General features: G+C 41.3%; 21 protein-coding genes and 1 riboswitch. Of the genes, 4 read left to right on the plus strand and 17 right to left on the minus strand.

The window, feature by feature from the left end; all coding sequences use genetic code 11:
• Positions 1 to 85 precede the first annotated feature (85 nt).
• The 4 genes from HCJ66_RS12500 to HCJ66_RS12515 all read right to left on the minus strand — a co-directional run bounded on the left by HCJ66_RS12500 (position 86) and on the right by HCJ66_RS12515 (position 2,060).
• The gene (locus HCJ66_RS12500; RefSeq protein ID WP_187133439.1) at positions 86 to 439 is read right to left on the minus strand and encodes a type II toxin-antitoxin system RelE/ParE family toxin; all 354 of its coding nucleotides are present in this window, start codon (positions 437 to 439) and stop codon (positions 86 to 88) included.
• Positions 436 to 606 (minus strand): hypothetical protein, encoded by a 171-nt coding sequence (locus HCJ66_RS12505; RefSeq protein WP_187133440.1) that lies wholly within the window; start codon positions 604 to 606, stop codon positions 436 to 438. Before HCJ66_RS12505 ends, HCJ66_RS12500 begins: the two co-directional genes overlap by 4 nt.
• 190 nt (positions 607 to 796) lie before the next feature.
• The gene (locus tag HCJ66_RS12510) at positions 797 to 1,642 is read right to left on the minus strand and encodes a DUF72 domain-containing protein (protein ID WP_187133441.1); all 846 of its coding nucleotides are present in this window, start codon (positions 1,640 to 1,642) and stop codon (positions 797 to 799) included.
• 13 nt (positions 1,643 to 1,655) lie between these two features.
• A complete protein-coding gene (locus tag HCJ66_RS12515; RefSeq protein WP_187133442.1) occupies positions 1,656 to 2,060 on the minus strand; it encodes a DUF6157 family protein in 405 nt (134 codons plus the stop codon).
• A gap of 56 nt (positions 2,061 to 2,116) precedes the next feature.
• Between HCJ66_RS12515 and HCJ66_RS12520 the strand changes: the two genes are divergently transcribed.
• Positions 2,117 to 2,407, plus strand: a complete 291-nt coding sequence (locus tag HCJ66_RS12520; protein WP_187133443.1) for an antibiotic biosynthesis monooxygenase family protein — start codon at positions 2,117 to 2,119, stop codon at positions 2,405 to 2,407.
• Positions 2,408 to 2,467: 60 nt separating this feature from the next.
• Here the strand turns inward: HCJ66_RS12520 and HCJ66_RS16505 are convergent, their stop codons facing one another.
• The 10 genes from HCJ66_RS16505 to sufC form a co-directional block, all read right to left on the minus strand.
• A complete protein-coding gene (locus HCJ66_RS16505) occupies positions 2,468 to 2,599 on the minus strand; it encodes a zinc-binding dehydrogenase (RefSeq protein WP_222717499.1) in 132 nt (43 codons plus the stop codon).
• A 183-nt stretch (positions 2,600 to 2,782) separates the two neighbouring features.
• Entirely contained in the window at positions 2,783 to 3,874 is a 1,092-nt protein-coding gene (gene uvrC, locus HCJ66_RS12530; RefSeq protein WP_187133444.1) for an excinuclease ABC subunit UvrC, read from the minus strand.
• A gap of 130 nt (positions 3,875 to 4,004) precedes the next feature.
• On the minus strand, positions 4,005 to 5,300 hold the full coding sequence (locus HCJ66_RS12535; RefSeq protein WP_187133445.1) for an immunoglobulin-like domain-containing protein: 1,296 nt from the start codon (positions 5,298 to 5,300) through the stop codon (positions 4,005 to 4,007).
• 288 nt (positions 5,301 to 5,588) lie between these two features.
• The gene (locus HCJ66_RS12540; RefSeq protein WP_187133446.1) at positions 5,589 to 7,460 is read right to left on the minus strand and encodes a glycosyl hydrolase family 18 protein; all 1,872 of its coding nucleotides are present in this window, start codon (positions 7,458 to 7,460) and stop codon (positions 5,589 to 5,591) included.
• Between the two features lie 579 nt (positions 7,461 to 8,039).
• On the minus strand, positions 8,040 to 11,552 hold the full coding sequence (locus tag HCJ66_RS12545; protein WP_187133447.1) for an immunoglobulin-like domain-containing protein: 3,513 nt from the start codon (positions 11,550 to 11,552) through the stop codon (positions 8,040 to 8,042).
• A 234-nt stretch (positions 11,553 to 11,786) separates the two neighbouring features.
• Complete coding sequence (sufB, locus tag HCJ66_RS12550) at positions 11,787 to 13,181, minus strand: Fe-S cluster assembly protein SufB (RefSeq protein ID WP_036065803.1); 1,395 nt, start codon at positions 13,179 to 13,181, stop codon at positions 11,787 to 11,789.
• A 24-nt stretch (positions 13,182 to 13,205) separates the two neighbouring features.
• On the minus strand, positions 13,206 to 13,649 hold the full coding sequence (gene sufU / locus HCJ66_RS12555; RefSeq protein WP_181676849.1) for a Fe-S cluster assembly sulfur transfer protein SufU: 444 nt from the start codon (positions 13,647 to 13,649) through the stop codon (positions 13,206 to 13,208).
• Positions 13,646 to 14,872: a cysteine desulfurase gene (locus HCJ66_RS12560; RefSeq protein WP_187133448.1), complete on the minus strand. Its 1,227-nt coding sequence runs from the start codon at positions 14,870 to 14,872 to the stop codon at positions 13,646 to 13,648. The genes sufU and HCJ66_RS12560 overlap by 4 nt, the downstream gene beginning before the upstream one ends.
• A 1-nt stretch (position 14,873) precedes the next feature.
• Positions 14,874 to 16,166, minus strand: a complete 1,293-nt coding sequence (sufD, locus tag HCJ66_RS12565) for a Fe-S cluster assembly protein SufD (protein ID WP_187133449.1) — start codon at positions 16,164 to 16,166, stop codon at positions 14,874 to 14,876.
• 18 nt (positions 16,167 to 16,184) lie between these two features.
• Positions 16,185 to 16,973, minus strand: a complete 789-nt coding sequence (sufC, locus tag HCJ66_RS12570) for a Fe-S cluster assembly ATPase SufC (RefSeq protein ID WP_036065799.1) — start codon at positions 16,971 to 16,973, stop codon at positions 16,185 to 16,187.
• Between the two features lie 338 nt (positions 16,974 to 17,311).
• Between sufC and HCJ66_RS12575 the strand changes: the two genes are divergently transcribed.
• A complete protein-coding gene (locus HCJ66_RS12575; RefSeq protein WP_187133450.1) occupies positions 17,312 to 18,370 on the plus strand; it encodes an Lmo2079 family surface lipoprotein in 1,059 nt (352 codons plus the stop codon).
• A gap of 251 nt (positions 18,371 to 18,621) precedes the next feature.
• Here the strand turns inward: HCJ66_RS12575 and HCJ66_RS12580 are convergent, their stop codons facing one another.
• Both HCJ66_RS12580 and HCJ66_RS12585 read right to left on the minus strand, forming a co-directional pair.
• Complete coding sequence (locus HCJ66_RS12580; protein WP_187133451.1) at positions 18,622 to 19,350, minus strand: GntR family transcriptional regulator; 729 nt, start codon at positions 19,348 to 19,350, stop codon at positions 18,622 to 18,624.
• A 42-nt stretch (positions 19,351 to 19,392) separates the two neighbouring features.
• Positions 19,393 to 20,784: a glycoside hydrolase family 1 protein gene (locus tag HCJ66_RS12585; RefSeq protein WP_187133497.1), complete on the minus strand. Its 1,392-nt coding sequence runs from the start codon at positions 20,782 to 20,784 to the stop codon at positions 19,393 to 19,395.
• Positions 20,785 to 21,093: 309 nt separating this feature from the next.
• Between HCJ66_RS12585 and HCJ66_RS12590 the strand changes: the two genes are divergently transcribed.
• Positions 21,094 to 21,204: a putative holin-like toxin gene (locus HCJ66_RS12590; protein ID WP_187133452.1), complete on the plus strand. Its 111-nt coding sequence runs from the start codon at positions 21,094 to 21,096 to the stop codon at positions 21,202 to 21,204.
• Positions 21,205 to 21,395: 191 nt separating this feature from the next.
• A riboswitch (purine riboswitch) is annotated at positions 21,396 to 21,497 on the plus strand.
• 88 nt (positions 21,498 to 21,585) lie between these two features.
• Complete coding sequence (locus HCJ66_RS12595; RefSeq protein ID WP_187133453.1) at positions 21,586 to 22,881, plus strand: NCS2 family permease; 1,296 nt, start codon at positions 21,586 to 21,588, stop codon at positions 22,879 to 22,881.
• Positions 22,882 to 22,911: 30 nt separating this feature from the next.
• On the opposite strand, the gene hisJ is transcribed toward HCJ66_RS12595, so the two are convergent.
• Positions 22,912 to 23,742, minus strand: coding sequence for a histidinol-phosphatase HisJ (hisJ, locus tag HCJ66_RS12600; RefSeq protein WP_187133454.1), 831 nt, complete (start codon positions 23,740 to 23,742; stop codon positions 22,912 to 22,914).
• Positions 23,743 to 23,783: the final 41 nt, after the last annotated feature.

Below are 23,783 nucleotides of genomic sequence, written 5' to 3' on the forward strand. Positions count from 1 at the left end.
TACAAAAAACTCCCTTATAAAGTAGATTTGGAATTTTTGTTTTTTCCATTGTCTACTCTATAGGGAGCATATCATTTAGGCCTGTCTACTGTTTTTTGTCATTATAAATCGGTATATTTTCCCGAATAAGAACATCATAATTCTGTTCTTGAGCCAAAATACGATGCAAAATTACTTTCTGCGTGCCCTCGCAAACTTCATAGAATACAAGATACGCCTTGCCAATCCTCATTTTCCGGTATTCTCGCTTGTACTTAGGATCTCTGAGCGCTACTCCCATCAGAGGAAATATCCTCAAACGTGCTTCCAACTTTTCGAGTTTTTGATATAATTTATCCTTCTGGCTTACGCTACAATATTGATATTCGAAGTAATGAAGAATCGCTGCTATATCTTCTTTAAAAGCGTCTGACCACTCTATTCGCAACGTGCTGCTCATTGTTCATTAGTAAATCCTAGTTCTGCCCAACCAACGCTCGATGCTATTGTACGACCATTTTCCACATCTTCTTGTGATTCTCTTAGCTTCTCAAAAATTTCTAATTCATCGTAAACAGTGATTCTTTCAAGTATTGGAGGAACGGCATAATTATTATTTTTTGTCATTTTCATCTCTCCTCATAATTTTAACTTCGGCTCATTTCTTCTCTTCTATCTTAACACGTTTTGCATTCTTTCGCCATCTTTTACTCAAAAAGTGCTAAAAAGATGTTTTAAGCCTACTTCACTATTTTTTTAGGCCTGCTTTTAGTCCAAAAAACAAAAAAAAAGAGGAGAAATACATCCCCTCAAACAACTATAAATCAAATATATTCATCTGCATCGGAGCGAGTCCTTCATACGAAATATCTAGCGCCTTCTGAAGCTCCTTCGCATTATCCGCTGCATCTCCGCCAGAATTATTGTTAAAAATCACGATAATCTCTTTCGACTGCTTCTGCAAATAACGAATATTCTCAGCCCAATAGTTAATTTCCTCCGCGTTGTACCGATAAAGCGTCCGAACTTCTCGCCATTCAGGGCTGTTCGCCTTCATCCACCCAGCGCTATTCCGACCATGAAGCCGTATCAACGTCATATCCTCGTTCGTCGCCTTAAGCACAATCGGCACGCTCCCATTACCAACTTGTGGCTCATCCACAACAGTATGAATAAATCCTAACTCTTTTAACAAATCCAGCGTCTGATCTCTAGTAGTTTCGGTATACCACGTCTTATTACGAAATTCAATCGCAACAGGAAGGTCTCCCATTTTCGCACGCACAGCACGTAAATAACGTACATTTTCCTGCGTACAACTAAAATACGGCGGAAACTGAAATAATATCGCTTTTAGCCGTCCTCGCTCACTCATTGGAGCAATCGCATCCATAAACCGACGATACATTTCCGTTTCTGAGTCATAATATTGCTGCCACTCTTTATGTTTCGTCATCGCCTGAAATGCCTTCACCACAAATAAAAAATCATCTGGCGTACGTTCCACCCAGCGCTCCGTCGTAGAAGGCGCAGGAATCGCATAAAAACTCGTATCCACCTCCACCATCGGAAAATTCCCCGCATAATCCTCTAACTTATGCTTACTCGTTCCTGAATAAATGGTATCATGGTCACTCCAGCCCGTCAGCCCAATCGTAATCATTAAAAATCTCCCCCTATCGTTTCGATTTCATCGCTCGCGTAACGTTCAAGTCTTCCCGATTCGCTAATTCCCGATATTCTGGGCTTTCCACCGCAACCAATTTTACATAACCATCCTGATTAAAATGCAGGCCCCAACCATATCGCTTTCCAAGTGGAGACGTCCGCATACACGCCTGACTTTTCCCCCAGAAAGCTTCTTTTTCCGCTTCACGCGCAGTCTCAGGAATATTTTTATGCAACATATGCGTTTCAAAAAGCACCTCTTCTTGCGTATACTTATAATCATTCCCATTCAAAAGTTCAAACTGAATCTCGCCAATCGTCTTTTTTGGGCGTTTTACACTCGGAAACTCACCGTGATCAGCCTTACTATCCTCCGCAACCAAAATAAACGTATCATAATAGTTCACATTCATTACTTACACCTACTTCTCCATCTTATAGTACAATAGCCAAAAGGAGGAATCTAATCATGATTTTAGAAAGCGCTCTGCTACAAGTAACACTCGGGGATACAAAACTATTCGAGAACGATTTTGCTACTGCATCCAAGTTTATCAGTTCCATCCCAGGCTACATCAGCCATGAATTACACCATTGCATCGAGAATCCTACTGATTATTTACTGCTTGTTCGTTGGGAAACATTAGAAGATCATACAGAAGGTTTTCGGAAATCGGAAGCCTATGAAGAGTGGAAAAAACTTCTCCACCACTATTATAACCCTTTCCCGAAAGTGAAGCACTTTACACGAATTATCTAACTAAAAATGCAAACTAAAACCCGAAAAGATAGTCCATTTATCTCCGCGGGTTTTACTGATTTAATTCAAAATAATGACCTTGCCAAAACTATGGCTACTCTCTAGATACGCGTGCGCTTCAGCCGTGTCCTCTAATGAAAAAATCTTTTCAGGCTTCACGTGAATACCATATTTACTTATATAATCTAGCAATTCATTTGTGCACTGCTAACATCTGTCCACCTAGTTGACCAGTACTGCAAACTATTCCCGCTTCTCCACTTAACTTTTTTATCATTGATATCACAGTAACATATAAAACGCTTTCTCAGTTACTTTAAATATAGACTTGTTTCACTACAAAAAAACTTTTCCCATCTAGAGACCGCTCCTCGTTTATTCTTCTGTCTTCTCCGCATACTCCAACATTTTAAAATGAGCGTCGAGCGCACTTTTAGCATTCTCATGTATGAGTTCCGATAACGCTTTCTTTTCGCCATTTTTGGGTACTCGTACTTTTATCCCTAGCGCCTTTGCCATTAATTTCGTATCCAGTCGTTCAGGTACAAGCAATTCCTTGGGCAACAAATGATTCGGATGATTGTAAAATGCCATTACAAAACTCTCCACCATCTCCGTCACATCTCCAACAATCTCAAAAACTTTCGCACTCCTCCCAACAATAGCCCCATTTCGAATAAAAAAGATCTGAATCGCACAAAACTGATCTTGTTCTGCAAAATGGATCATATCTCGATGTCCGAAATCACGCGCCATCACTTTTTGCTTTTCGGTAACCCGTTCTAACACATTCAAAAGTTCGTGAGTTTCCTTCGCACGCTCAAATTCGAGATTGTTTATTTGCTCATCCATCCGATTTTCAATGTCGCGTTTTACTTCTTTTTGCCCGCCGTTTAAGAAGTCACTAATTTTCTTAATTTGCGCGTCATATTCTTCTTTCGTCACATCACGGGCGCACGGACCAATGCACATGCCTAAGTGGTAGTAAAAACAAGGACGCCCCCTTTTCCCGTTACAATGACAAAGTGGGTATATCTTTTGAAGCAGTTCTTGCGTGGCTGTTGCTGTATGACGACTAGCGTAAGGACCAAAATAAGAAGCGCCGTCTTTCTCGATTTCTTTCGTGGTCTCGAGGTGCGGATTCGTTTCATTGGTAATTTTAAGATACACGTAGCGGATTTCATCTTTTAGCATCACGTTATACGGTGGTTGATATTTCATAATCAGCGTCATTTCAAGGAGTAATGCTTCTTGCTCTGTACTGGTAATAATCAGCTCAAAATCGTGAATATGATGGACTAGGCGCGCGGTTTTTCCGATTTGTGTTTTCGTAAAATAAGACTTCACACGTTGCTTGAGGTTCTTGGATTTTCCAATGTATAAAATAGTGCCCTTTTTGTCACGATATATGTAGCAACCTGGTGATTCAGGCAATGTTTTTAACTTTTGTTTCAAATCGGCTTCCATGAATAGCACCTCCAAAAACGTGTATTTATCCTCTTATTTTAGGCTTTACTAGATGTTTTGTAAAGCTGTGTCAACATTAAAAAGCCGAAATTCCACATGATTAGGAATCTCGGCTTTCTATTCAACGCACTTAGTTTCTTCTAAGCAAGCGATACGCGATTGTTATTAATCCTGCACCAGGAATGATAACATGTCTTCGTTTTCCTGTTGTGACTGGTAGTGTTTCTTCTGGTTCTGATAGTGCGCTCATCGATTCATCTTGATCGCTTGCTGCCTTCACTGTCGTTTGTTGTGTTGTATCGGAAGTTTGGGTTGTATTATTATCGGCAGCCGCTACTTCTTGGTTCACCGTCGCTGTTTTTTGAGGTGTTGTAGTTTCAGTCTTGGTTGCTCCAGACTGCGCTGTCGTTGTAGTCGTATCAGTAGTTGGAGCCACATTCACACTTCCTTCAGCTACCGTTGTTCCCCGTTGCGTTTCTTGCGTTGTTGTTCCATCGCTTATGATCTCGCTATTAGTGGTATCATCACTTGCTGCTGTACCGTTATTTCCCGTTCCATCATCTACAATAACAGGAGCCTCCAAAACGGTAACTTCACGTGTAAATGTTGTGGTATTTCCATCCGAATCTGTGACTTGATATATGACTTCATAATCACCAGCCTTACTCGTATCCACATCATTTTGCGTCACATCTATCAATGAGGTGATATCCCCATCCTCTTTATCATTTGCCTGCATACCTACCCTCGGATCAAAATCAGCATTAGCGTCCACCGTGGTATTTTTTTCACCCGTTATCGTCGGTGCCTCGGTAACAATCACCTCACGTGTAAAAGTCGTTGTATTCCCATGTGAATCGGTTACTGCGTACACAACATCGTAGTTCCCTGGTTGACTCGTATCCACTGGGTTCGAAGTAACGACTATTTGGCCTGTGAGGTCGCCATCTTCTTTATCCGTCGCCTTCATCGTATCCATTGGATCAAAGGTACTTCCCGGATTAATTTCTGTCACGCTTTCACCTGTAATGACTGGATCTTCCGTTCCGATAACGGTTGTAGAAACTTGCAAGCCACCGCTCACTTGGCTATCATGAACTGTAATTTCATCTCCAACTTCAAGCGCTTGGTCGGGAGTAACTTGATAACTATAATTACCATTTTCATCAACTAATATATTATTCGCAACTGATTTATTTTGCGTTATGTCAAGAATGCTTACGTAATGCCCTGGAATCCCTGTCCCTGAAATGAACTGATCAACATCATTCACCGAATTAACCGTAAGTTGTGCGCTCACTGGTGTCGTCATCGCTGTTACTGCTGGCACTTCCGCTGCGTTAGCTTCCGCACTTTCCAAAGATAGTGGCGTGATAATTAAAAAACTAGCGATTAAAAAATAAGAAATGGACTTTTTAGCATTCATTATTAACCAACCTCTTTCGCTCTTTTATGTTTAAATAATATCACGGAACGAGGCAAGCAAATTGTATTTTTTATACACTTTTTCAATCTAATTATGACCTTTTGCTCATCTTTATAAATCTACTCTAATGGTGTGCTTTTTCACCCTTTTGGCTAGTCATACTTTCAAACTTACGCCAACTGCATTCATCGCCTTGGGTACACAAAAACAGAGTCTTCTTAGGGAAGCCCAATATATAACTTCCAAAAAATAGACTCTGCGTTTATTTTTCATTTTAAATTAGCTTTATTATATAACAAATTCCCACGGTCCCCATTCACCTGCACCAGGAACGTCTCCTTGTGTCCACCATTTGGCTTTGTAAGTCTTCCCTTGGTATATGGCAGTATCTCCTGCAACATAAATGGAATCAGCTTTCCATGTATCTCCGGCTGGTAATGCGTTTACTGTGACTGCCACGGCATTACTTGTTACTGTACTAGTTCCTGTAGCCGAATTATCCGTGTTGGTTACAATGCAATAGTAATAACTTGTACCTACTACGCTTGTTGGTGCATTATAGGTTGCACTAGTTGCGCCACTTATTGCTGTGCCGCCAGTGTTCACTTTACTAGAAGCTTTATACCACTGGTAACTAAGCGCTCCTTGTGGTACAGTTGCCCCTATTGTAAGACCCGCTGCTCCGCTCAAAGTAGTTGACTTATCAGTTGGTTGGCTTGTAATCGTAGGTGTTGCTGCACTACTTGCAGCACTAACAACTACGGATACCGCACTACTTGTCGTTGTGGCCGTCTTGATTCCTGTCGCTGTATTGTCCGTATTGGTAACAACGCAGTAATAGTAATTGGTACCTTCCGCATTTGTTGGTGCATTGTATGTTGCGCTTGTTGCACCACTTATTGCTGTACCGCCAGTGTTCACTTTGCTAGAAGCTTTATACCACTGGTAACTAAGTGTCCCTTTCGATACAGAGCTGACTACCGTTAAATCTGCTGCGCCGCCTACTTTTATCGTTTTATCAGTTGGTTGGCTAGAGATTGTTGGAGCTTTAGCATCTGGTGACGGTTGAGTGGAATCATTTGCTGCTTTAATAATTGGCGCAATCGTATTTACAAAATTGTTTCCGTTCGCTTCATCCCAACCAATGGACCATGTCATAATTCCGCGGTAAGTAGGATATTTGGTAAGCAAGGTATTTAGGGCTGAAGCATAGACTGAAACGCTTTGCGCTCCATTACCTGCACCGTTCGTGGAAGGTACTCCAAAAGCAACTTGATCTGGTCGTAACCCTGCAAAAGTCCCTTTATCCATCGTTACAAATCCTGTAATGAGCATCTCAGAAAGGCGAGTATATCCTTCCGCAGAGTAAACTTGTGCAAAAGGTGCACCGGCGTTTGCTGATGGCTGTAACCAAGCGAAGTCGCCATTAAAACCGTTATAGTATTGCGGGTGAATGTATGTCAAAATATCACGAGTAGCGTTGAGAACGGGTAGAAATGCTCCGCCATTACCTGTACTAATTGCGCCATTTTGGACATAATTATACTCAGGAGCCGCAGAAATAATGAAGTCAGATCCGTAAGTAGTTTTCAGATTGCGAAGTAAGTATTCAAGATTTATGGACTGCTGTGAGGTAAGTTGGCCAATTTTGTCAGTATTCATAACAGCTATGGAACTGCCCTCGAAATCAACATCAAAGCCGTCAAATCCGTATTCATTAATAATACTTTTAACCCCGCTCAAGAAAGTATCTCGCTGCGCAGCATTATCCATATGAACAACACCATTTTGTCCACCGCAAGAAATAACAATTTTCTTACCTTGCGCTTGTAACGTTTTAATATCTGCTTTAAAAGCTGCTATTTGCTGCGCCTCTGTACCTGGATAGACTGCCGAAAGATCCATTGATAAATTTGGCGTATAGTAGTTTCCTTTCGTCTCGATAAATGAAACGTTGATGACATCCCAGCCCGAACTTGCTTGAGCTAATGTTTTTTTCGATCCACCGTTGCCACCCAGCCAGTAGCCTATGTTCACATGCGGTTTAAGCTGTGTACTCGATGCAGCGGACACATGCGTTGTGAATGCCATCACGGCGGAGAGTACTAGAATAATAGCTAATCCTGCTGTCAGAATATTCCTTTTCAATGATACGTTCATGAAAAAATCCCCCTAATATAATCATTATTATTACCGTGGTGAGATACTCTGATGCTATTTCCCTCTAAAATAATTCCCAACCTTAATAAGTGACTAAACAATACATTTTGTCCAAATAGTAAAAATCAAATCCTTTTTACTTATTATTTCAAAAATCACCCTTTCGTATCATTCTATTTTTCACTAGATTTCTTCTAGGTTGATTGGGAATTATCTTTGTATTAATGAATTAGAAGATGGTCATTTATTCTTATTAAACAAAAAAGAATCCGCTTCCAAAAATGTTATTATCAAAAATTCCCATATGTTCATATTAAAATAAAGTTATATAAATGTCAATTTTAACTTCTAATTGCTAATATGATGATGTAACAATTCTTTCTCTCCATGCATTGATACTCACTCATGCTACCATTTATAAGAAACTGGTGCAACATGGACCGATACACATGCCTACTCAATAGTAAAAACATGGCTGATTAGACTCTGCTGGAAGTTCTGTAAAGATACATAAAAATAGAGCCCGCTTAGAAGATATATAACTTCTTCTATTATGGGCTCTGCTTATATTATGAATAATTATTGAACACTTACTGCAATTCGATGGACTTCTTCGTGCTGAGCATTATACCCAATGATACGAATACTTGCATCTTCATCTGGTACAAGTGATGACATATTTATCAACGTAAATTGTCTTGTTGTTTTATCTAATTTCGCTGTTTGAACAATATTTCCTCCCACAGATAGCTTAATTTCTACAATATCTTTACCATATGCGCCTGTGAGTATCTCGTCCCCAAATGAATAGGACTCGGCAGTTAATAGATAGTTGAATACTCCATTGCCTGTAATATCAACATCTACACGGTTAATTTCATTGTATTGTTTATCTACTGCAACAATTTGTACAACATCCAGTGGACTAGTAATATACGATGCGATATTAGCAAATGAGTAGCTCCCAGAAGAAGTGGCTGCTTGTGTTATCACTTTTCCATTCACCCATAGACGGACTTTGAACACATCCTTACCGAAGTCACCAGATAGCGTTCCGTCTCCAATTCTGAATGTTGTTGGCACTGTAATTATATTATCAAAAGTCGATGTTCCTGTTATGGAAACGGTAATACGGTTCATTTCGTTGTATTGCGCATCCACGCCGACAATTTCTACTTTATCACCTGTCATCTTGATAAAACTTGCGACATTCGCAAAGGTATAACTACCATCTGGATTCAGTGTCGCTTGTGAAACGGCTTTTCCATTGACCCACAACCTTACTTTCGCAATATTTTTACCAAATGTACCAGTTAGATTATTGCTCCCCATTTGATACGCGACTGCAGTTAGTTTATCATCAAAAATGGATGTGCCAGATACCTTAACTGTTATCCGGTTTTTCTCTACATATTTTGAATCAACACCAACAACCTCTACTTTGTCTGTAGCTTTAAAGATATAGCTTGTAGCATTTAAAAATTCATAGGTGCCATCTGGATTGACTGTTGCTTGCGTTACCGCCTTACCATTTATCCAAAGTCTGACTTTAGAAATTGCTGACCCAAATGTTCCGCTTAACTTCGCGTCGCCTATTTTATAAGGTTTTGCTGTCAAGCCGTCTGTCGATAGCGGTGTTGTGATGTTGACTGAGATCATTTTGACTAAGCTTGGATTATCAACCGAGGTTACCGTAATAACTGCTTCTCCATCGCCTACTGCCTTCCAATTGCCTAGTGCATCTACTGTTATTACATCTGTATTGCTAGAATGGTAAACAGCAGCTTGATTTGCTCTAGAAGGGAAAATAGTCGTCGTCACGTGACCCGTAGCTCCATTCTTGGCTTGAACTTGATTCGTGCTTACTGCAATGGATGTTGCAGCCTCTTTTGGCAATAAAGCCTCATATTTATCTAGAAGTGTCCCCTTTAATGGCTCAGTCAAAGTTTCAATGGCGAGAACTAAATCATCCTTTAACTCCACATAATCGCTATTTACTAAAATAGGATCCCCTTGAATTTTACTAGCCAAGGCATCAATTTTAACAGTTAGTTCTGCTTCTGCGTTATTCTTAAGTTTTTCATTCACTAAGCCTGATTTTGTGATAATAAATGTGTTCGTTTTTTGTGAGGTATCTACAATTGGTAAATTATCTACTTTCAATCTACCTGGTTCCGCATGATAAATTCTTAACTTGTAGCCTATTTTAATATCAGGCATATCTATACTAGGAAGCGCACCCGAACCAATCATTGACTTCGTGTACACAACATTATTGTTTAGATCCAGCACTTCTAATTTAGCATATTCTGTAGAACCGAAGTAAGAATGTGGGTCAGCATATTTTAATTCCATAGCCAATTTCCCCGTATTTAAATCAACAATAGCTGTCGCAAATTCACCATCACCTAAACCTAAAAAATGAACTGTCTGACTTGTTAACGGACTTGCTTTTTTTATTGTGTAGTTGATTGTTACATCATTTGTCGCTTCTTTCACACGTAAATAATGCGTATCAAAACTATATTTAGTCGTCTTTCCTGTTGGTAAACCAATCGTGTAAATACCATTTGGTAAACTGCCAATATTCATATCCTTCGATGTGATTTTCATACGCTTGATTTCTTTAGAACCATTCGTTAAGATTAAATCTTGCCCTTCTACTTGTGAAAAATCATCAATTTTCAGATGCATCGTCGTACTTCCAGAAAGTCCACTTGATGCTAATTGCTCTGTGTCCACTAGTGAAAAAGGAGTTGCCAGTCCAAGCTTATTTTGAATAGTTGTTAACTGGGAAGCTGGTACTAATTCTGTTAATGGTGCCACTGGTTTATAAAGATGTAAGCGATTATCATCTTGTTGTTGCGCGGACATTGTTCCCCCGAGTGATAAGATAGTAGGCGTGAAATCAAAGCCGCTAGCCTGTCCATAATATTGGGAGATTAAATCAAATAGGTAGTGATTACTTGGCACAAAACCTGGTTGATTCGCAATTTTTCGATATTCTTTATTGAAAAGCGTAAAACCTTTGTCTCCAGCTTTATCTTGCAATGTAACAAGAGCAAGAAGCCTTGAGCGATGATCCCATTTCGTAACAGGAGTATGTGTCGTTTGCCACAAATTTGTAACCGTTCTCTCCACACCAGATTTATCGCCATAAGCAAATAACCAGCCATTTTGATACATTCCTGTTCCCATTGTCTTTTTCTCATAAGCTGCTGCATAGAGATTGTTCCAAACCTCTCCCGCGTCAAAACTGCTGTCACTCATAAATACGCCCTGATATCCGTGACCGATTTCGTGGAGACCGCCCCAACCTTTAGATAAATAAAAACCTGCCAATGTATCTCCATTCTGTGCAGTATGGCTGCCAGAATAATAAGCAGCACCGGATCCATGCGCATTTGCTTTCATGAAGTACTTGTTCGGAATATTTTTATCAGTTGGATTTTCAGGGGCAAACGATAAACCATCCAACTCGTTATACGTTTCAAAAACATCTGTATAGTAATTAATAAGCGCATCAATAGAGGTGAAATCTTTCATATTTTTCATGAATGCTTTATCTTTTTTCGGTGCGAATGTTTGAAAATATGGGGTAGAGATTAAAGCAAATTCCGCATCGGAACTATCCCACTTTTGAAAGAACGCTGTTTCGTCATCTCCCTTATGGTATACTGGTAATTCTTTCATTACATCTGTCACTTTATATTCAATAACAGGTTTCTCTTTTCCAAATGTCGTATCAATGAAAGGTACAGCTGTATATCCATGACTAATCGTTTGCCATGTAGAGGTAACGTTCACTGATTTCTCTTTCTGGGAATCATCATTTAGCAACTCCATTGTTAAATTTTCTTTAAAATTCGGATTCGTTTGTCTAATCTCAAGTTGCACATTAGCTGGTAAAATAATACCTAGATCTTGTTTATCATGGTAAATACCTTTTGAAACACCTGCTATATCTAGCCATGTCGGCTTTTCTAGTACGTATAAAGGCTTCGTCTGTATAGAATCTGCATGTACTTGTTGTGCAAAACCTCCTAACACTAGTAAAAACATTAATAATAAGATTGCTTGAACTTTTTTCATTTTTTTCTCCTTTTTTGTAGTTCTCTAAAAACTACTTCCTTTATATTTAGTCCTATAATTATGCGACTACTTTAAGTTTAGCATTTTGATTGCTTTAGAAAATACATTATTTCCACATACCGTAAAAATAAAATGTAGATTTAATGACAGTTTATCTATTTAAACTTACTTCCGTTTTATGTAAATAAAAAAGTAGCCTCACATGCAGAGACTACTTTTCCTATAAGACAGGTATTAACCAATCGAACCTTCCATTTCAAACTTAATCAAACGGTTCATTTCGACGGCATATTCCATTGGTAATTCTTTTGTGAATGGTTCAATGAAGCCCATGACGATCATTTCTGTTGCTTCTTCTTCTGTTACGCCACGACTCATCAGATAGAATAGTTGTTCCTCAGATACTTTAGAAACTTTCGCTTCGTGCTCTAGGGAAATATCGCTATTCAGGATTTCATTGTACGGAATCGTATCAGATGTGGACGCGTTATCCATAATCAACGTGTCACACTCGATATTCGAGCGAGATCCTGCTGAGTTACGGCCAAAGTGAACGATACCACGGTACGTTACGTTACCACCTTGTTTGGAGATTGATTTTGAGACGATAGTTGATGATGTGTTTGGTGCCAAGTGAAGCATTTTTGCTCCGGCGTCTTGGCGTTGGCCTTTACCAGCAATCGCGATGGAAAGTGTCATACCACGTGCTCCTTCACCGCGCAGATGAACAGCTGGGTATTTCATCGTTAATTTCGAACCGATATTTCCATCAATCCATTCCATTGTCGCATTTTCATCACAGAAAGTACGCTTGGTTACGAGATTGTAGACGTTGTTGGCCCAGTTTTGGATCGTTGTGTAACGGCAATAAGCATCGCGTTTAACAATGATTTCAACAACCGCCGAGTGAAGGGAATTCGTCGTGTAAACGGGAGCGGTACAGCCTTCTACGTAGTTTACGCTTGCGCCTTCATCCACAATAATTAGTGTACGCTCAAATTGTCCCATGTTCTCCGAGTTAATGCGGAAATAGGCTTGTAGCGGTGTATCCACTTTTACGCCTTTTGGAACGTAGATGAACGAGCCACCTGACCAAACTGCTGAGTTAAGCGCTGCGAATTTATTGTCGGTTGGCGGGATAACTTTTGAGAAATACTCGCGGAAAATATCTTCGTTTTCTTTGAGTGCTGAATCTGTATCTTTAAAGACGATTCCGATGTCTTCTAAGTCTTTTTTCAGGTTATGGTAAACTACTTCGGATTCGTACTGCGCGGAAGCTCCGGCAAGATATTTCTGCTCTGCTTCGGGAATTCCGAGTTTGTCGAAGGTGCGTTTGATTTCGTCGGGAACCTCGTCCCAATCGTTTACCGTGTGGTCCGATGGCTTCACGTAATAGCGAATATCTTCAAATTTCAGTTCGGATAAGTCGCCACCCCATTGCGGCATCGGCATTTTATAAAATTGTTCTAAAGACTTCAAGCGGAAATCAAGCATCCACTGAGGTTCTTCTTTAATACTTGAAATTTCTCTCACGATATCTTCTGTCAAGCCGCGTTCACTACGGAAAACGGATGTATCTTTATCATGAAAACCGTATTTATACTCGCCCATTTCTGGAATTTCAGTCATAGTCAAGATCCTCCTTTAAACTTCTTATTTCTTCCCTTCGAATTCAAAAATGGCACGTTCCATGGCTTTCCATGAAAGAGTTGCGCATTTGATTCGAGCTGGGAATTTAGCAACGCCTGATAAAGCTTCGACATCACCATTTTCGTCGATCACATCATGTTCGTGACCTTGTACCATTTCTGAAAAGTCACGCGACATTTTGAGGGCTTCTTTTTCTGATTTTCCGATAATACTCTCGGTCATCATGGAAGCACTCGCCATCGAGATCGAACATCCGCTACCTGTAAATTTGGCGCCAGTAATGATTTCATTTTCCACTTTGAGATGGAGATGAATTTCGTCACCGCACGTCGGGTTATTCAGGTCAATCGTGACACTTTCATCGTCGAGCGTGCCGTTGTTGCGCGGATTTTTGTAGTGATCCATAATAACTTGGCGATATAATTGATCTAATTTGCGACCACTCATAATCCGAAATACTCCTTTGTTAGCTTGAGGCCAGCGATAAACTGGTCGACCTCCTGCTTGGTATTATATACGTAAAAACTTACTCTGGCTGTGGAGGACGTATCCAACCACTTCATGAGCGGCTGTGCGCAATGATGTCCAGCGCGAATTGCAACGCCTTCTTCATCAAGCACTGTCGCGATATCATGGGGATGTGCTCCTTCTAAATTAAACGTAATCAGTCCGCAACGCTTTGTCGCGTCTAGTGGACCATATATCGTAATGCCGTCCAGCTTCTGCATTTCTGCCATCGCATAGGCGGTTAATTCTTCTTCGTGATTGTGAATCAGGTCAAAGCCAATCGTTTCCAAATAGTCAATCGCAGCGCCAAGACCAATCGCTCCTGCAATATTCGGCGTCCCTGCTTCCATTTTCCACGGCAGCTCTTTCCATGTTGAGTCATGTAACTCGACAAAATCGATCATTTCACCGCCAAATTCCGTCGGGTTCATCGCGTCAAGCAATTCCCGTTTCCCATAAAGCGCACCGATTCCAGTCGGCGCCATCATTTTATGCCCCGAAAAAGCGTAAAAATCAGCGTCCAATGCGAGTACGTCGACCTTCATATGCGGCACAGCCTGCGCACCATCAACAACGATAACCGCGCCAACTGAATGCGCCAAATCCGCAATCTCGCGAACCGGTGCAATCGAGCCGATCACATTAGAAACGTGAGCAATCGCAACAATCTTGGTTTTTTCATTGATCACTTTTGCAGCGTTGGCAAGCGTAATCGTCGCGTCCGCGTCCAATTCAATATAAACTAGCGTCGCGCCTGTCCGTTTCGCTAACTGTTGCCACGGAATCAAGTTACTATGATGCTCCAAGTGGGAAATCACAATCTCGTCTCCCGCTTGCAAATTCGCGTCACCATAACCGTTTGCAATCATATTAATCGCCGTCGTCGTCCCGCGCGTGAAAATAATTTCCGCCGTCTCGCGTGCACCGATAAAGCGCGCCACCTTCGCCCGGCTTCCTTCATAAGCATCCGTCGCGCGAGCCGCCAGCGTATGAACACCGCGGTGAACATTCGCATTTTCCCACTCATAATACTTCATGACTGCATCTAAGACCTGCTTCGGTTTTTGGGAAGTAGCCGCATTATCCAAGTAAGCAAGCGTTTTTTCGTTAATCTCTTGCTTTAAAATCGGGAAATCAGCCTGAATTTTTTGGGTTAGCGTCATGTTAGCGCACTTTCCCTTCGATAACTTCCTTCAATTGAAGTTTCACGCTTTCGATTGGTAATTGGCGTACAACTGGATCAAGGAAACCGTGAATAACAAGGCGTTCTGCTTCTTGTTTCGAAATTCCGCGACTCATTAGATAGAAAAGTTGCAACGGATCCACACGACCAACTGACGCCGCGTGTCCAGCTACTACATCATTTTCGTCAATTAAAAGAATCGGATTGGCATCTCCACGCGCTTTTGGACTAAGCATCAGCACGCGAGATTCTTGTTGCGCATCCGATTTCGACGCACCATGCTTAATATGACCAATACCATTGAAAATTGTCGTCGCGCTATCTTTCATCACACCATGTGACAAAATCGTACCTAGCGAAGCCAAGCCGTAATGCGTCACGCGTGTCGTAATGTTTTGCGTTTGCTTACCACGACCAACCGTCACCGTTTTCACATCGCTAACAGAGCCATTGCCCATCAAGTTCGTCGTATTTTCATTAATCGTGTCACCATCGTTCATCAAACCAAGCGCCCACTCCACACGGCTATCGTTTCCAACATGTCCACGGCGGCTAACATAAGTCGTCGCGCCACTTCCCAAGTTGTCCACCGCACCGAATTTAATTTGCGCATTGTTCTTTGCAACAACCTCAGCGACAATATTCACAATACCTTTATTCTCCGCGTTAAGCGTCACATAGTTCTCCACGTAAGTCACAGCGCTGTTATCATCCGCAACTAGCAACACATGATTCACAAGTGGAGAGCTCGCATTTTCATGTGCAAAAACCGCTTGAATCGGCTCTTTCACTTCCACGTTTTTCGGTACATACAAGAACAATCCACCGTTCACAAGCGCCGTATGGAAGGCCGTCAAACGACTTTCATCCACTTTTACCGCTTCGGTCATGAAATATTTCTGTACCAGTTCCGGATGTTCCTTCGCCGCCGTGATGATATCCGTAAAAATAACACCCGCATCAGCCAGTTCTTTGCTCAAATGAAGTCGCGCTGGGCGATTATCAATTTGAACATACACATTCGCGTCCTCAGCAACTAAAGCCTGCACACTCTCCGGTAACGCCTCATTCGTCACACCCTCTTGAAAAGCCGCATAAGCCTCAAACTTCGTGAAATTCCAACGATCAATCTTTGTTTTATCTACAAATGGCAATGCTAATTCCGAAGCTTGTTGCCATGCATTTATCCGTAGCTCTGTTAACCAGCCAGGCTCGCCTAAATCGCCTGAAAAAGCACGGATAAAATCATCTTTTACAGCTAAATTTTCTGTCATGATTTATCCCTCACTCTCTTATTTTTGGTCAACGGTTTCTTCTTCTTCGTCAAACTCGATACCAAGTTCTTGCTTAATCCAGTCATAACCTTCGCCCTCTAAGCGCTTCGCAAGTTCAGATCCGCCACTTTTCACGACTTTACCTTGCATCATTACGTGTACAAAATCAGGCTCGATATAGTTCAACAAACGTTGGTAATGGGTAATAATCAAGCAACCAAAACCTTCGCCACGCATTTCGTTAATTCCTTTAGAAACGACTTTCAGTGCATCGATGTCGAGTCCTGAATCGATTTCATCTAAAATCGCAATCGTTGGCTCAATCATCAATAATTGCAGAATTTCGTTACGTTTTTTCTCCCCGCCAGAGAAACCTTCATTCAAATAACGCTCAGCCATCTCTTCGTCCATTTCTAAAATAGCCATTTTTTCGTCTAATTTGCGGATATATTGCATGAGCGGAATTTCTTTACCTTCTTCACGACGGCTATTAATCGCAGCACGCATGAATTCGGCGTTTGTAACCCCACTAATTTCACTCGGATATTGCATGGCTAAAAATAGACCAGCACGAGCGCGTTCGTCTACTTCCATTTCCAGAACATCTTCCCCATCAAGTTCGATTGTTCCTTGCGTTACTTCATATTTAGGATGCCCCATTATTGCTGAGGATAGCGTCGATTTACCAGTTCCGTTAGGTCCCATTATTGCGTGGATTTCCCCAGTCGAAATTTCTAGGTTAACCCCTTTTAGAATCTCTTTACCTTCTATTTCAACATGTAAATCTTGAATTTTCAACGTTGACATTAAAAATTACCTCCTAATTTTTTCGCATTATTTTTCAGTACGTATGATTCTAGTTTAGTATAATTCTAATCTAATTACAACTATCCGAGACACATTCTTTTTAAATGGCTCCTAACTTTGCGTTAAAGCCTTGCTTCTCCCTCCATCGTTCATATTATCACTCATGGAATGACACTTGAGAAAATCGCCAATTAGCGTTCCCTATTAGTGTACCAAATTGCCACACCGAAAACACTCAAAAAGGTTTAAAAAAGGATTGTCGAAATGAAGTCGATATGCTATGGTTGTGTTAGTGTAACAATTCTGGAATACCCAAGATTATGGGAGGCATATTTAATATGAAGAAAGCCATCGTCGCCTTAGCTTTGATTGTCCTGTCGGTAGCCTTATTTTTAACGGCTTGCACATCGCCAAAATCAGAGTTCATGTCATCTTTTCGAAACACCGTAAAAAACAAACAATTTACAACTCTAATAACGCTGCAACCAACGGCAATATCAGGTTTTGAGGAACTTAACCAACTGAATCCGGATGCCTTAGTAGCAAGCAATATAACCGTCAAAACATCGCGTGACAGTGAACGCGATTTAACCTATAATACATTTGGCGTTCATGTCGGCGGCGTTCCAACAATGGATGTAACCGCCCATTCGTTCCAAAACGGCAGCACTGGCAAAATTTTTGTACCTGTCAATGATTTTTTCCAAACAGCAACACCTGTCACGAACCTGCTAGATTTAGCGACCAATTCAGTATTTTCCAAAGTACTCGCTGAAAACGCAGACTTAAAAGACAAACAACTTGACCTATTACAAACGTGGCAAAATGTAACCAATCAAGTCATCGATGAAAAAACGGTGGACGAGCAAGCCGATCAACTTCAAGCAATCGAAGGAAAAACCGCTTTCCTAATCTATGAAAACTTGAATAAATTAGATAAAAGTCACTATCAAACAGAAAATGGGACGATTAAACTCACGCTTAGCAAAAAAGAACTCGCTGAATTGGCAAATGCATGGCTAGAAGAATTCCGCTCCAATCATGACTTTATAAGTTTTTACGCAAACGTGTCGGGACTAAAAGAATCGCAAGCAAAGGAATCATGGAATGCTACTAGTAGCGATTTACAAGAAACACTTAAGTCACTCATTCAAAATAAGAACATCCAGCTGAACACCGTGATGACCTTACATCCTGACGCAGACAAAGGTATTAAAAAACTTATCATGTCCGTAGATTATGCTAATCAGGAAAACCATCAGAAACTAAAATTCGACTTTACGATGGAGCTCCGCGATTTTGAGAAAATTCCAGAGTCTCCAAATAAATCAGATATTATTACAAAAAAAGAACTCGATACTGTGATGACAGATGTTATACAAGCACAACGGAAATGATGGGATTAAATATATCCGCTTTCTTGATTTTCATGAAATTCTTAGATTCCCTTCCTTTTGTTTTCATCCGTTTTCTGTAATATAGTCTTTGTAAACAAGATAGCTTTTACGTTTCCCCCTTTTTTCGTAATTGACTATCCTATCCTTTTTTCAAGCTAGTTCCCCTGCTAGCTTGTTTTTTTATTTCTGGAACGATAAAAAATGCGTATCGAAAATCTGTAACTAGATTTTCGATACGCATTTTTCTCTTTTCACCGTCTCGCAATATTCACCGTCGTAAACACAAATTTATCATACCGATGACGCGACTTCGAATACTCAAACGCCATCCCATTATTCAAATAAACTGTCTGCTCGACTTCAATCACAGGATCCGTCTCCGAACAATCAAGATACTCAAAATCCAATTGTCCTGGCTTATCCGCCCGAATTTGCTTATAAGAACTCGCGATTTTCAAGTTCAAGCGTTCGCGAATATACGTATAAATCGAATGCTCCAATACTTCCTGCGTCACACCAGGAATCAACGCTACAGGCATGCACGTATGCTCCAAAACGTAAGGCTCTCCGTCCACAAGCCGCGCGCGAACAATATCATAGACCGGTGTTTCCAAATCAATATTTAATCGTTCCGCTACATATTTATCAGGAAATGTCACCTGGAACTGCACGATTTTACTTTCCACATCGCGCCCCTCTAGCAGCTTCGTAAAGCCGTTCACTTCCTGACTATGAATATTCAACCGATCCATATCGAGCGCCGACTTAATGATAAACGTTCCGTGCCCACGTTTCCGATACAGCAACCCTTCCAAAACAAGAACCTCAAGTGCCTTCTTCATCGTCATACGGCTACAATCAAATTCTTTTGCAAGTGTCATTTCATCTGGAATTGGTTTATCAAGCGGATATTCCTTTGCGAAAATACGCTTTTTCAACTCTTCCGCGATAAAACTATATTTTGTCTGATTATTTGCCATGACGCTAAACACCTCTTTTTTCTTCCTATTCTATCACAAAAATTACTCGGCGAAACCATGATTATCGGAAAGCTCTTTATACCAGCGCCCTGAGGACTTGACCGTACGTTTGTAATCTTGATCTAGATTAACTTCAACCAAGCCATAACGATTTTTGTATGCATTGGCCCACGACCAGCAATCCATGAATGTCCACAAATGGTATCCTTTACAGTTCGCGCCTTCTTCCATTGCCTTATGCAACCATTTCAAATGATCTTTAATAAATGCGATCCGGTAATGGTCATCAATGTAGCCATCCGCCGTACGATAACGATCTTCACCCTCAACGCCCATCCCATTTTCAGAAATGAAGAACGGAATGTTACCGTAATTATCACGCAGATTAATCGCAATATCATAAATCGCCTTCTCAAAAATTTCCCAACCCCGATACGGATTCATTTTGCGATAGGGCATTTCATAGTTATCAAATAAATGCTCTGGCATGAGTGGCGCATCTGGATGAGCCGCATACTCCTTCGCTTTTACACGACGCGGCTGATAATAATTCACGCCAAGAATATCGATAATATTGTTTTTAATAACCGCCAAATCTTCCTCCGTATACGTCGGCAAAATAGCATGTTCCTTCAAAATATCTACCAAATCAGCTGGAAATTCGCCTTTTGTCACAGGATCTAGGAAACTGCGATTAAAAATCAAATCGGCAATATGTGCTGCGCGAATGTCAGCTGGATTTTGGCTACGTGGATAAGATGGCGTCAAGTTCAAGATAATACCAATCTCCCCGCCTTGTTCAAGCGCATGATATTCCTTCACCGCAAGCGAATGCGCAACCGTCGTGTGATACGCCACTTGCACCGCCCGTTTGAAATCAACAACATTCGGATAATGCGCATCATATAAATAGCCCATCTCAACAGGAACAATCGGCTCGTTAAACGTAAACCAATGCTTCACTCGATTACCAAACAGCTCAAAACACGTTTTTGCAAAAGTAGCGTAGGCACTCACAACTTCCCGGTTTTCCCAGCCACCGATTTCCTGCATCGACATCGGCATGTCAAAATGATACAAGTTCATAAACGGCTCGACACCATTCGCTAGCATTTCGTCAATCACACGGTTATAAAAATCAACAGCTTTCGGGTTTACCGCTCCAATCCCATCAGGAATCAAGCGCGACCACTGAATCGATGTCCGGAACGAATTATGTCCCGTTTCCTTCATTAACTGGATATCCTCTTTATATTGATAATAGAAATTAGACGTGTTCGCAGGTCCGACATCATTGAAAAAACGACCCGGTTCAATGTCATACCAATGATCCCAAATGCTCGGTTTTCTGCCATCCACATCAGCAGCACCTTCCGTTTGTGGACCCGAAGCCGCACTACCCCACCAAAAATCTTGCGGAAATTCATATTTCATCATTTCTACCTCCAAGAGACGAGCATCAAACGCCCGTTTAATATCTTTATTATACCCTATTCATTTAAAAGTATAAACTTATAACTTGTCAAAGGTATATTTGATATGAAAGTAAAGTAAAAACACTCATTTGGACTAAATACAAACACCCAAATCGAGTGTTTTATTATATTTCAATTCGATTAGAGATATACATACTTCATCTTTCTTGTTATAATAAAATCAGTAGAGACGTAAAGATGGTGGCTATCAACATGAAGGTGGTGATGCTTATGAACATGAGCGCTAACCCTTTGGAAAGGATCAGCAATGTCTTTTGCAGAAGCACTCGCGCTCATGATCGGCTTTGGAAGCTTTTTAGTTTCCTTAATCGGTCTAGTAGTCAAGATTGCTAAAGCAGTACAACAAGACAAAGAATAGCCATCTACCTCAACTTTGACGGGTTGATAGATGGCTATTCTAGCATTTATAAATAAGTCACTGTTCTTGGAAATCTCTACTTGCGAAGAGGGTTGTGTTACTAGCACGACTCTCTTTTCATATTCATTATAACAAAATTCCTATTCCCACGCAACATTTCTTCTCCTCCCCTCTTGCTAACCGCCCCCAACTAGGCTAAAATATAAACATGTCGTATATGTCTAGGAATATGGCCCAGACGTTTCTACTTAGCTACCGTAAATGGCTAAACTACGAGCAATAGCATACTCGATTTCTGCTTTTTAGGCAGGGTCGGTTCTTTTTTGCGATGGCTCATCTTTGAAAAATGTGCGACAACACAATTCAGGGAGGCTTTTTTTAATGGAAAAATTGTTTAGACTGCGAGAAAATAAGACAACGATTAAAACAGAAATTTTGGCGGGGTTAACGACGTTTTTGTCAATGGCTTACATATTATTTGTGAATCCGTCCGCGTTAGCAACAACAGGGATGGACATGAGCGCGGTGTTCGTAGCTACGGCTCTTGCGGCTGTCGTCGGATCGTTACTCATGGGACTTATCGCGAACTATCCAATCGGGTTAGCGCCTGGAATCGGTCTTAGTTCCTTTTTTGCGTACACGGTTTGTGCACAGTGGGGCATTCCTTGGGAGACCGCACTATCTGGCGTTTTGGTTTCAGGTTGTGTATTTATCGTCCTAACTGTTACAGGAATTCGTGAAAAAATTATCAACGCAATTCCAACCGAGTTAAAATTCGCCGTGGGTGCAGGGATTGGTTTTTTCATCGCCTTTCTCGGTTTGAAAAACGCGGGGATTATCGTGGGGAATAAGGCGACACTCGTGGCACTGGGCGATTTGCATAATAGCGCTGTCCTGCTCGCCGTTTTTGGTATCGTTATTACCATTATTCTCATGACTTTAAATATAAATGGCGCGATATTCATCGGGATGGCAGCGACTGTCATTGTCGGTATGATTTGCCAACTAATCGATGTTCCGACTCAGGTCTTGGCACCGATTCCAGATATTTCACCTACTTTTGGACAAGCGCTCTTTCATCTCGGCGATATTTTCACACCACAGATGTTGATCGTCATTTTGACATTCTTCTTCATTGATTTCTTTGATACAGCTGGAACACTGGTGGCTGTTGCGAATCAAGCAGGATTCATGAAAGATAACAAAATACCGCGTGCTAGTCGTGCTTTGTTCGCCGATTCTTCTGCGACGATTGTTGGTTCAATTCTGGGGACTTCCACAACAACTTCTTATGTGGAATCGACGGCTGGCGTTGCGGTTGGTGGTAGGACTGGGTTAACTGCGATCGTCATTGCGATTTGTTTCGCATTATCGATGTTCTTCTCCCCACTTCTCGGCGTTATCACTAGCGCTGTAACGACTCCTGCACTGGTGATTGTCGGGATTTTAATGATTGGTAATGTTGCGCATATTGACTGGTCCAAATTCGAAATCGCTGTTCCATGTTTTATGGTTATTTTGATGATGGTTCTTAGCTTTTCAATTGCATCAGGGATTGCGTTAGGCTTTATTTTCTATCCAATTACGATGTTCTTCAAAGGCCGGTACAAAGAAGTCCACCCGATTATGTATCTATTAATGGTCTTATTTATTTGCTATTTCATATTTGTTGTTTAAAAAAGTTGGGCGCCGAGACGCCCAACTTTTTTAATGGTTTTCATAGTAGTCATAACCGCGTCCAACATCTGCCAAACTATGTGCGTCGGAACCATATACCAATTCAATCCCCAGCTCACGCGCCTCGTTCACCACATCAAGCGGTGGATACGTTTCTCCGCAAAACTCCTTGTAAAGTCCCGCCGTGTTCCAATCCAACTGGTATTCCCGCGCCTTGACATCCCTCAGTAAATCCAAAATCTGGCGTCGCGTACCCTTTTTCATTCCAGTCTCTTCATTTACAAAAAAGCGCTGAAACTTCTGGCAAAGTGAAATATGCCCCAGTCGCGTCGGCTTCGCTGGCCCCAAGTCGGCAAACAGCGATTCCCGAATCAATCCATAATATGCCTTCTGAACCGCCTCAAAACTGCCATAATGCCTCAAAATTCCCGCCTCAAAATCCTCCGCTGAAAAATCAATAAAGCGCCAACCACCGATACCTGGCATAAAGTGTAGCGACAAAACACCATCATCCATCTGCGAACCATACTCCCTAAGCAACGCCCGCGTATCCTGCTCAAACCCCGGCAAAAAATCCACTTCCAAACCGACATGAATCCGAATCTGATCTTTATATTTACGCTTCATAGCCTGCGCACGCTCAAAATAAGCATCTAATTGATCCCACCGAATTGCTGCTGTCGCAATGTCCTCCATCGAATTCGCAATATCTTCCTCAAACGCAGCCGGCATTGGTGGATGCTCCGTTATCGAATAATCCGTGAACCCCAGCCCAATTGCTTTTTCAATCATAGCCTCCACCTTGTCCCCTGAACCGTGTGGACAAAATTCCGTATGCGTATGCCCATCCCATTTTTTCATCCTGCATCGCTCCTTTTTTGTCCATTGTATCAAAAAAAGCC

The organism is Paenilisteria portnoyi, from assembly GCF_014322795.1.
Classification (GTDB): domain Bacteria; phylum Bacillota; class Bacilli; order Lactobacillales; family Listeriaceae; genus Listeria_A; species Listeria_A portnoyi.

What these genes read in the sequence shown, in the direction of transcription:
- HCJ66_RS12520 (WP_187133443.1), top strand. Translation starts at nt 2,117, where the DNA reads ATGATTTTAGAAAGCGCTCTGCTACAAGTAACACTCGGGGATACAAAA.
- HCJ66_RS12540 (WP_187133446.1), bottom strand. Translation starts at nt 7,460, where the DNA reads ATGAACGTATCATTGAAAAGGAATATTCTGACAGCAGGATTAGCTATT.
- sufC (WP_036065799.1), bottom strand. Translation starts at nt 16,973, where the DNA reads ATGTCAACGTTGAAAATTCAAGATTTACATGTTGAAATAGAAGGTAAA.
- HCJ66_RS12560 (WP_187133448.1), bottom strand. Translation starts at nt 14,872, where the DNA reads ATGACGCTAACCCAAAAAATTCAGGCTGATTTCCCGATTTTAAAGCAA.
- HCJ66_RS12580 (WP_187133451.1), bottom strand. Translation starts at nt 19,350, where the DNA reads ATGGCAAATAATCAGACAAAATATAGTTTTATCGCGGAAGAGTTGAAA.
- HCJ66_RS12535 (WP_187133445.1), bottom strand. Translation starts at nt 5,300, where the DNA reads ATGAATGCTAAAAAGTCCATTTCTTATTTTTTAATCGCTAGTTTTTTA.
- sufB (WP_036065803.1), bottom strand. Translation starts at nt 13,181, where the DNA reads ATGACTGAAATTCCAGAAATGGGCGAGTATAAATACGGTTTTCATGAT.
- HCJ66_RS12515 (WP_187133442.1), bottom strand. Translation starts at nt 2,060, where the DNA reads ATGAATGTGAACTATTATGATACGTTTATTTTGGTTGCGGAGGATAGT.
- hisJ (WP_187133454.1), bottom strand. Translation starts at nt 23,742, where the DNA reads ATGAAAAAATGGGATGGGCATACGCATACGGAATTTTGTCCACACGGT.
- sufU (WP_181676849.1), bottom strand. Translation starts at nt 13,649, where the DNA reads ATGAGTGGTCGCAAATTAGATCAATTATATCGCCAAGTTATTATGGAT.
- HCJ66_RS12575 (WP_187133450.1), top strand. Translation starts at nt 17,312, where the DNA reads ATGAAGAAAGCCATCGTCGCCTTAGCTTTGATTGTCCTGTCGGTAGCC.
- HCJ66_RS12585 (WP_187133497.1), bottom strand. Translation starts at nt 20,784, where the DNA reads ATGAAATATGAATTTCCGCAAGATTTTTGGTGGGGTAGTGCGGCTTCG.
- HCJ66_RS12505 (WP_187133440.1), bottom strand. Translation starts at nt 606, where the DNA reads ATGACAAAAAATAATAATTATGCCGTTCCTCCAATACTTGAAAGAATC.
- HCJ66_RS12510 (WP_187133441.1), bottom strand. Translation starts at nt 1,642, where the DNA reads ATGATTACGATTGGGCTGACGGGCTGGAGTGACCATGATACCATTTAT.
- sufD (WP_187133449.1), bottom strand. Translation starts at nt 16,166, where the DNA reads ATGACAGAAAATTTAGCTGTAAAAGATGATTTTATCCGTGCTTTTTCA.
- uvrC (WP_187133444.1), bottom strand. Translation starts at nt 3,874, where the DNA reads ATGGAAGCCGATTTGAAACAAAAGTTAAAAACATTGCCTGAATCACCA.
- HCJ66_RS12545 (WP_187133447.1), bottom strand. Translation starts at nt 11,552, where the DNA reads ATGAAAAAAGTTCAAGCAATCTTATTATTAATGTTTTTACTAGTGTTA.
- HCJ66_RS12590 (WP_187133452.1), top strand. Translation starts at nt 21,094, where the DNA reads ATGTCTTTTGCAGAAGCACTCGCGCTCATGATCGGCTTTGGAAGCTTT.
- HCJ66_RS12595 (WP_187133453.1), top strand. Translation starts at nt 21,586, where the DNA reads ATGGAAAAATTGTTTAGACTGCGAGAAAATAAGACAACGATTAAAACA.
- HCJ66_RS12500 (WP_187133439.1), bottom strand. Translation starts at nt 439, where the DNA reads ATGAGCAGCACGTTGCGAATAGAGTGGTCAGACGCTTTTAAAGAAGAT.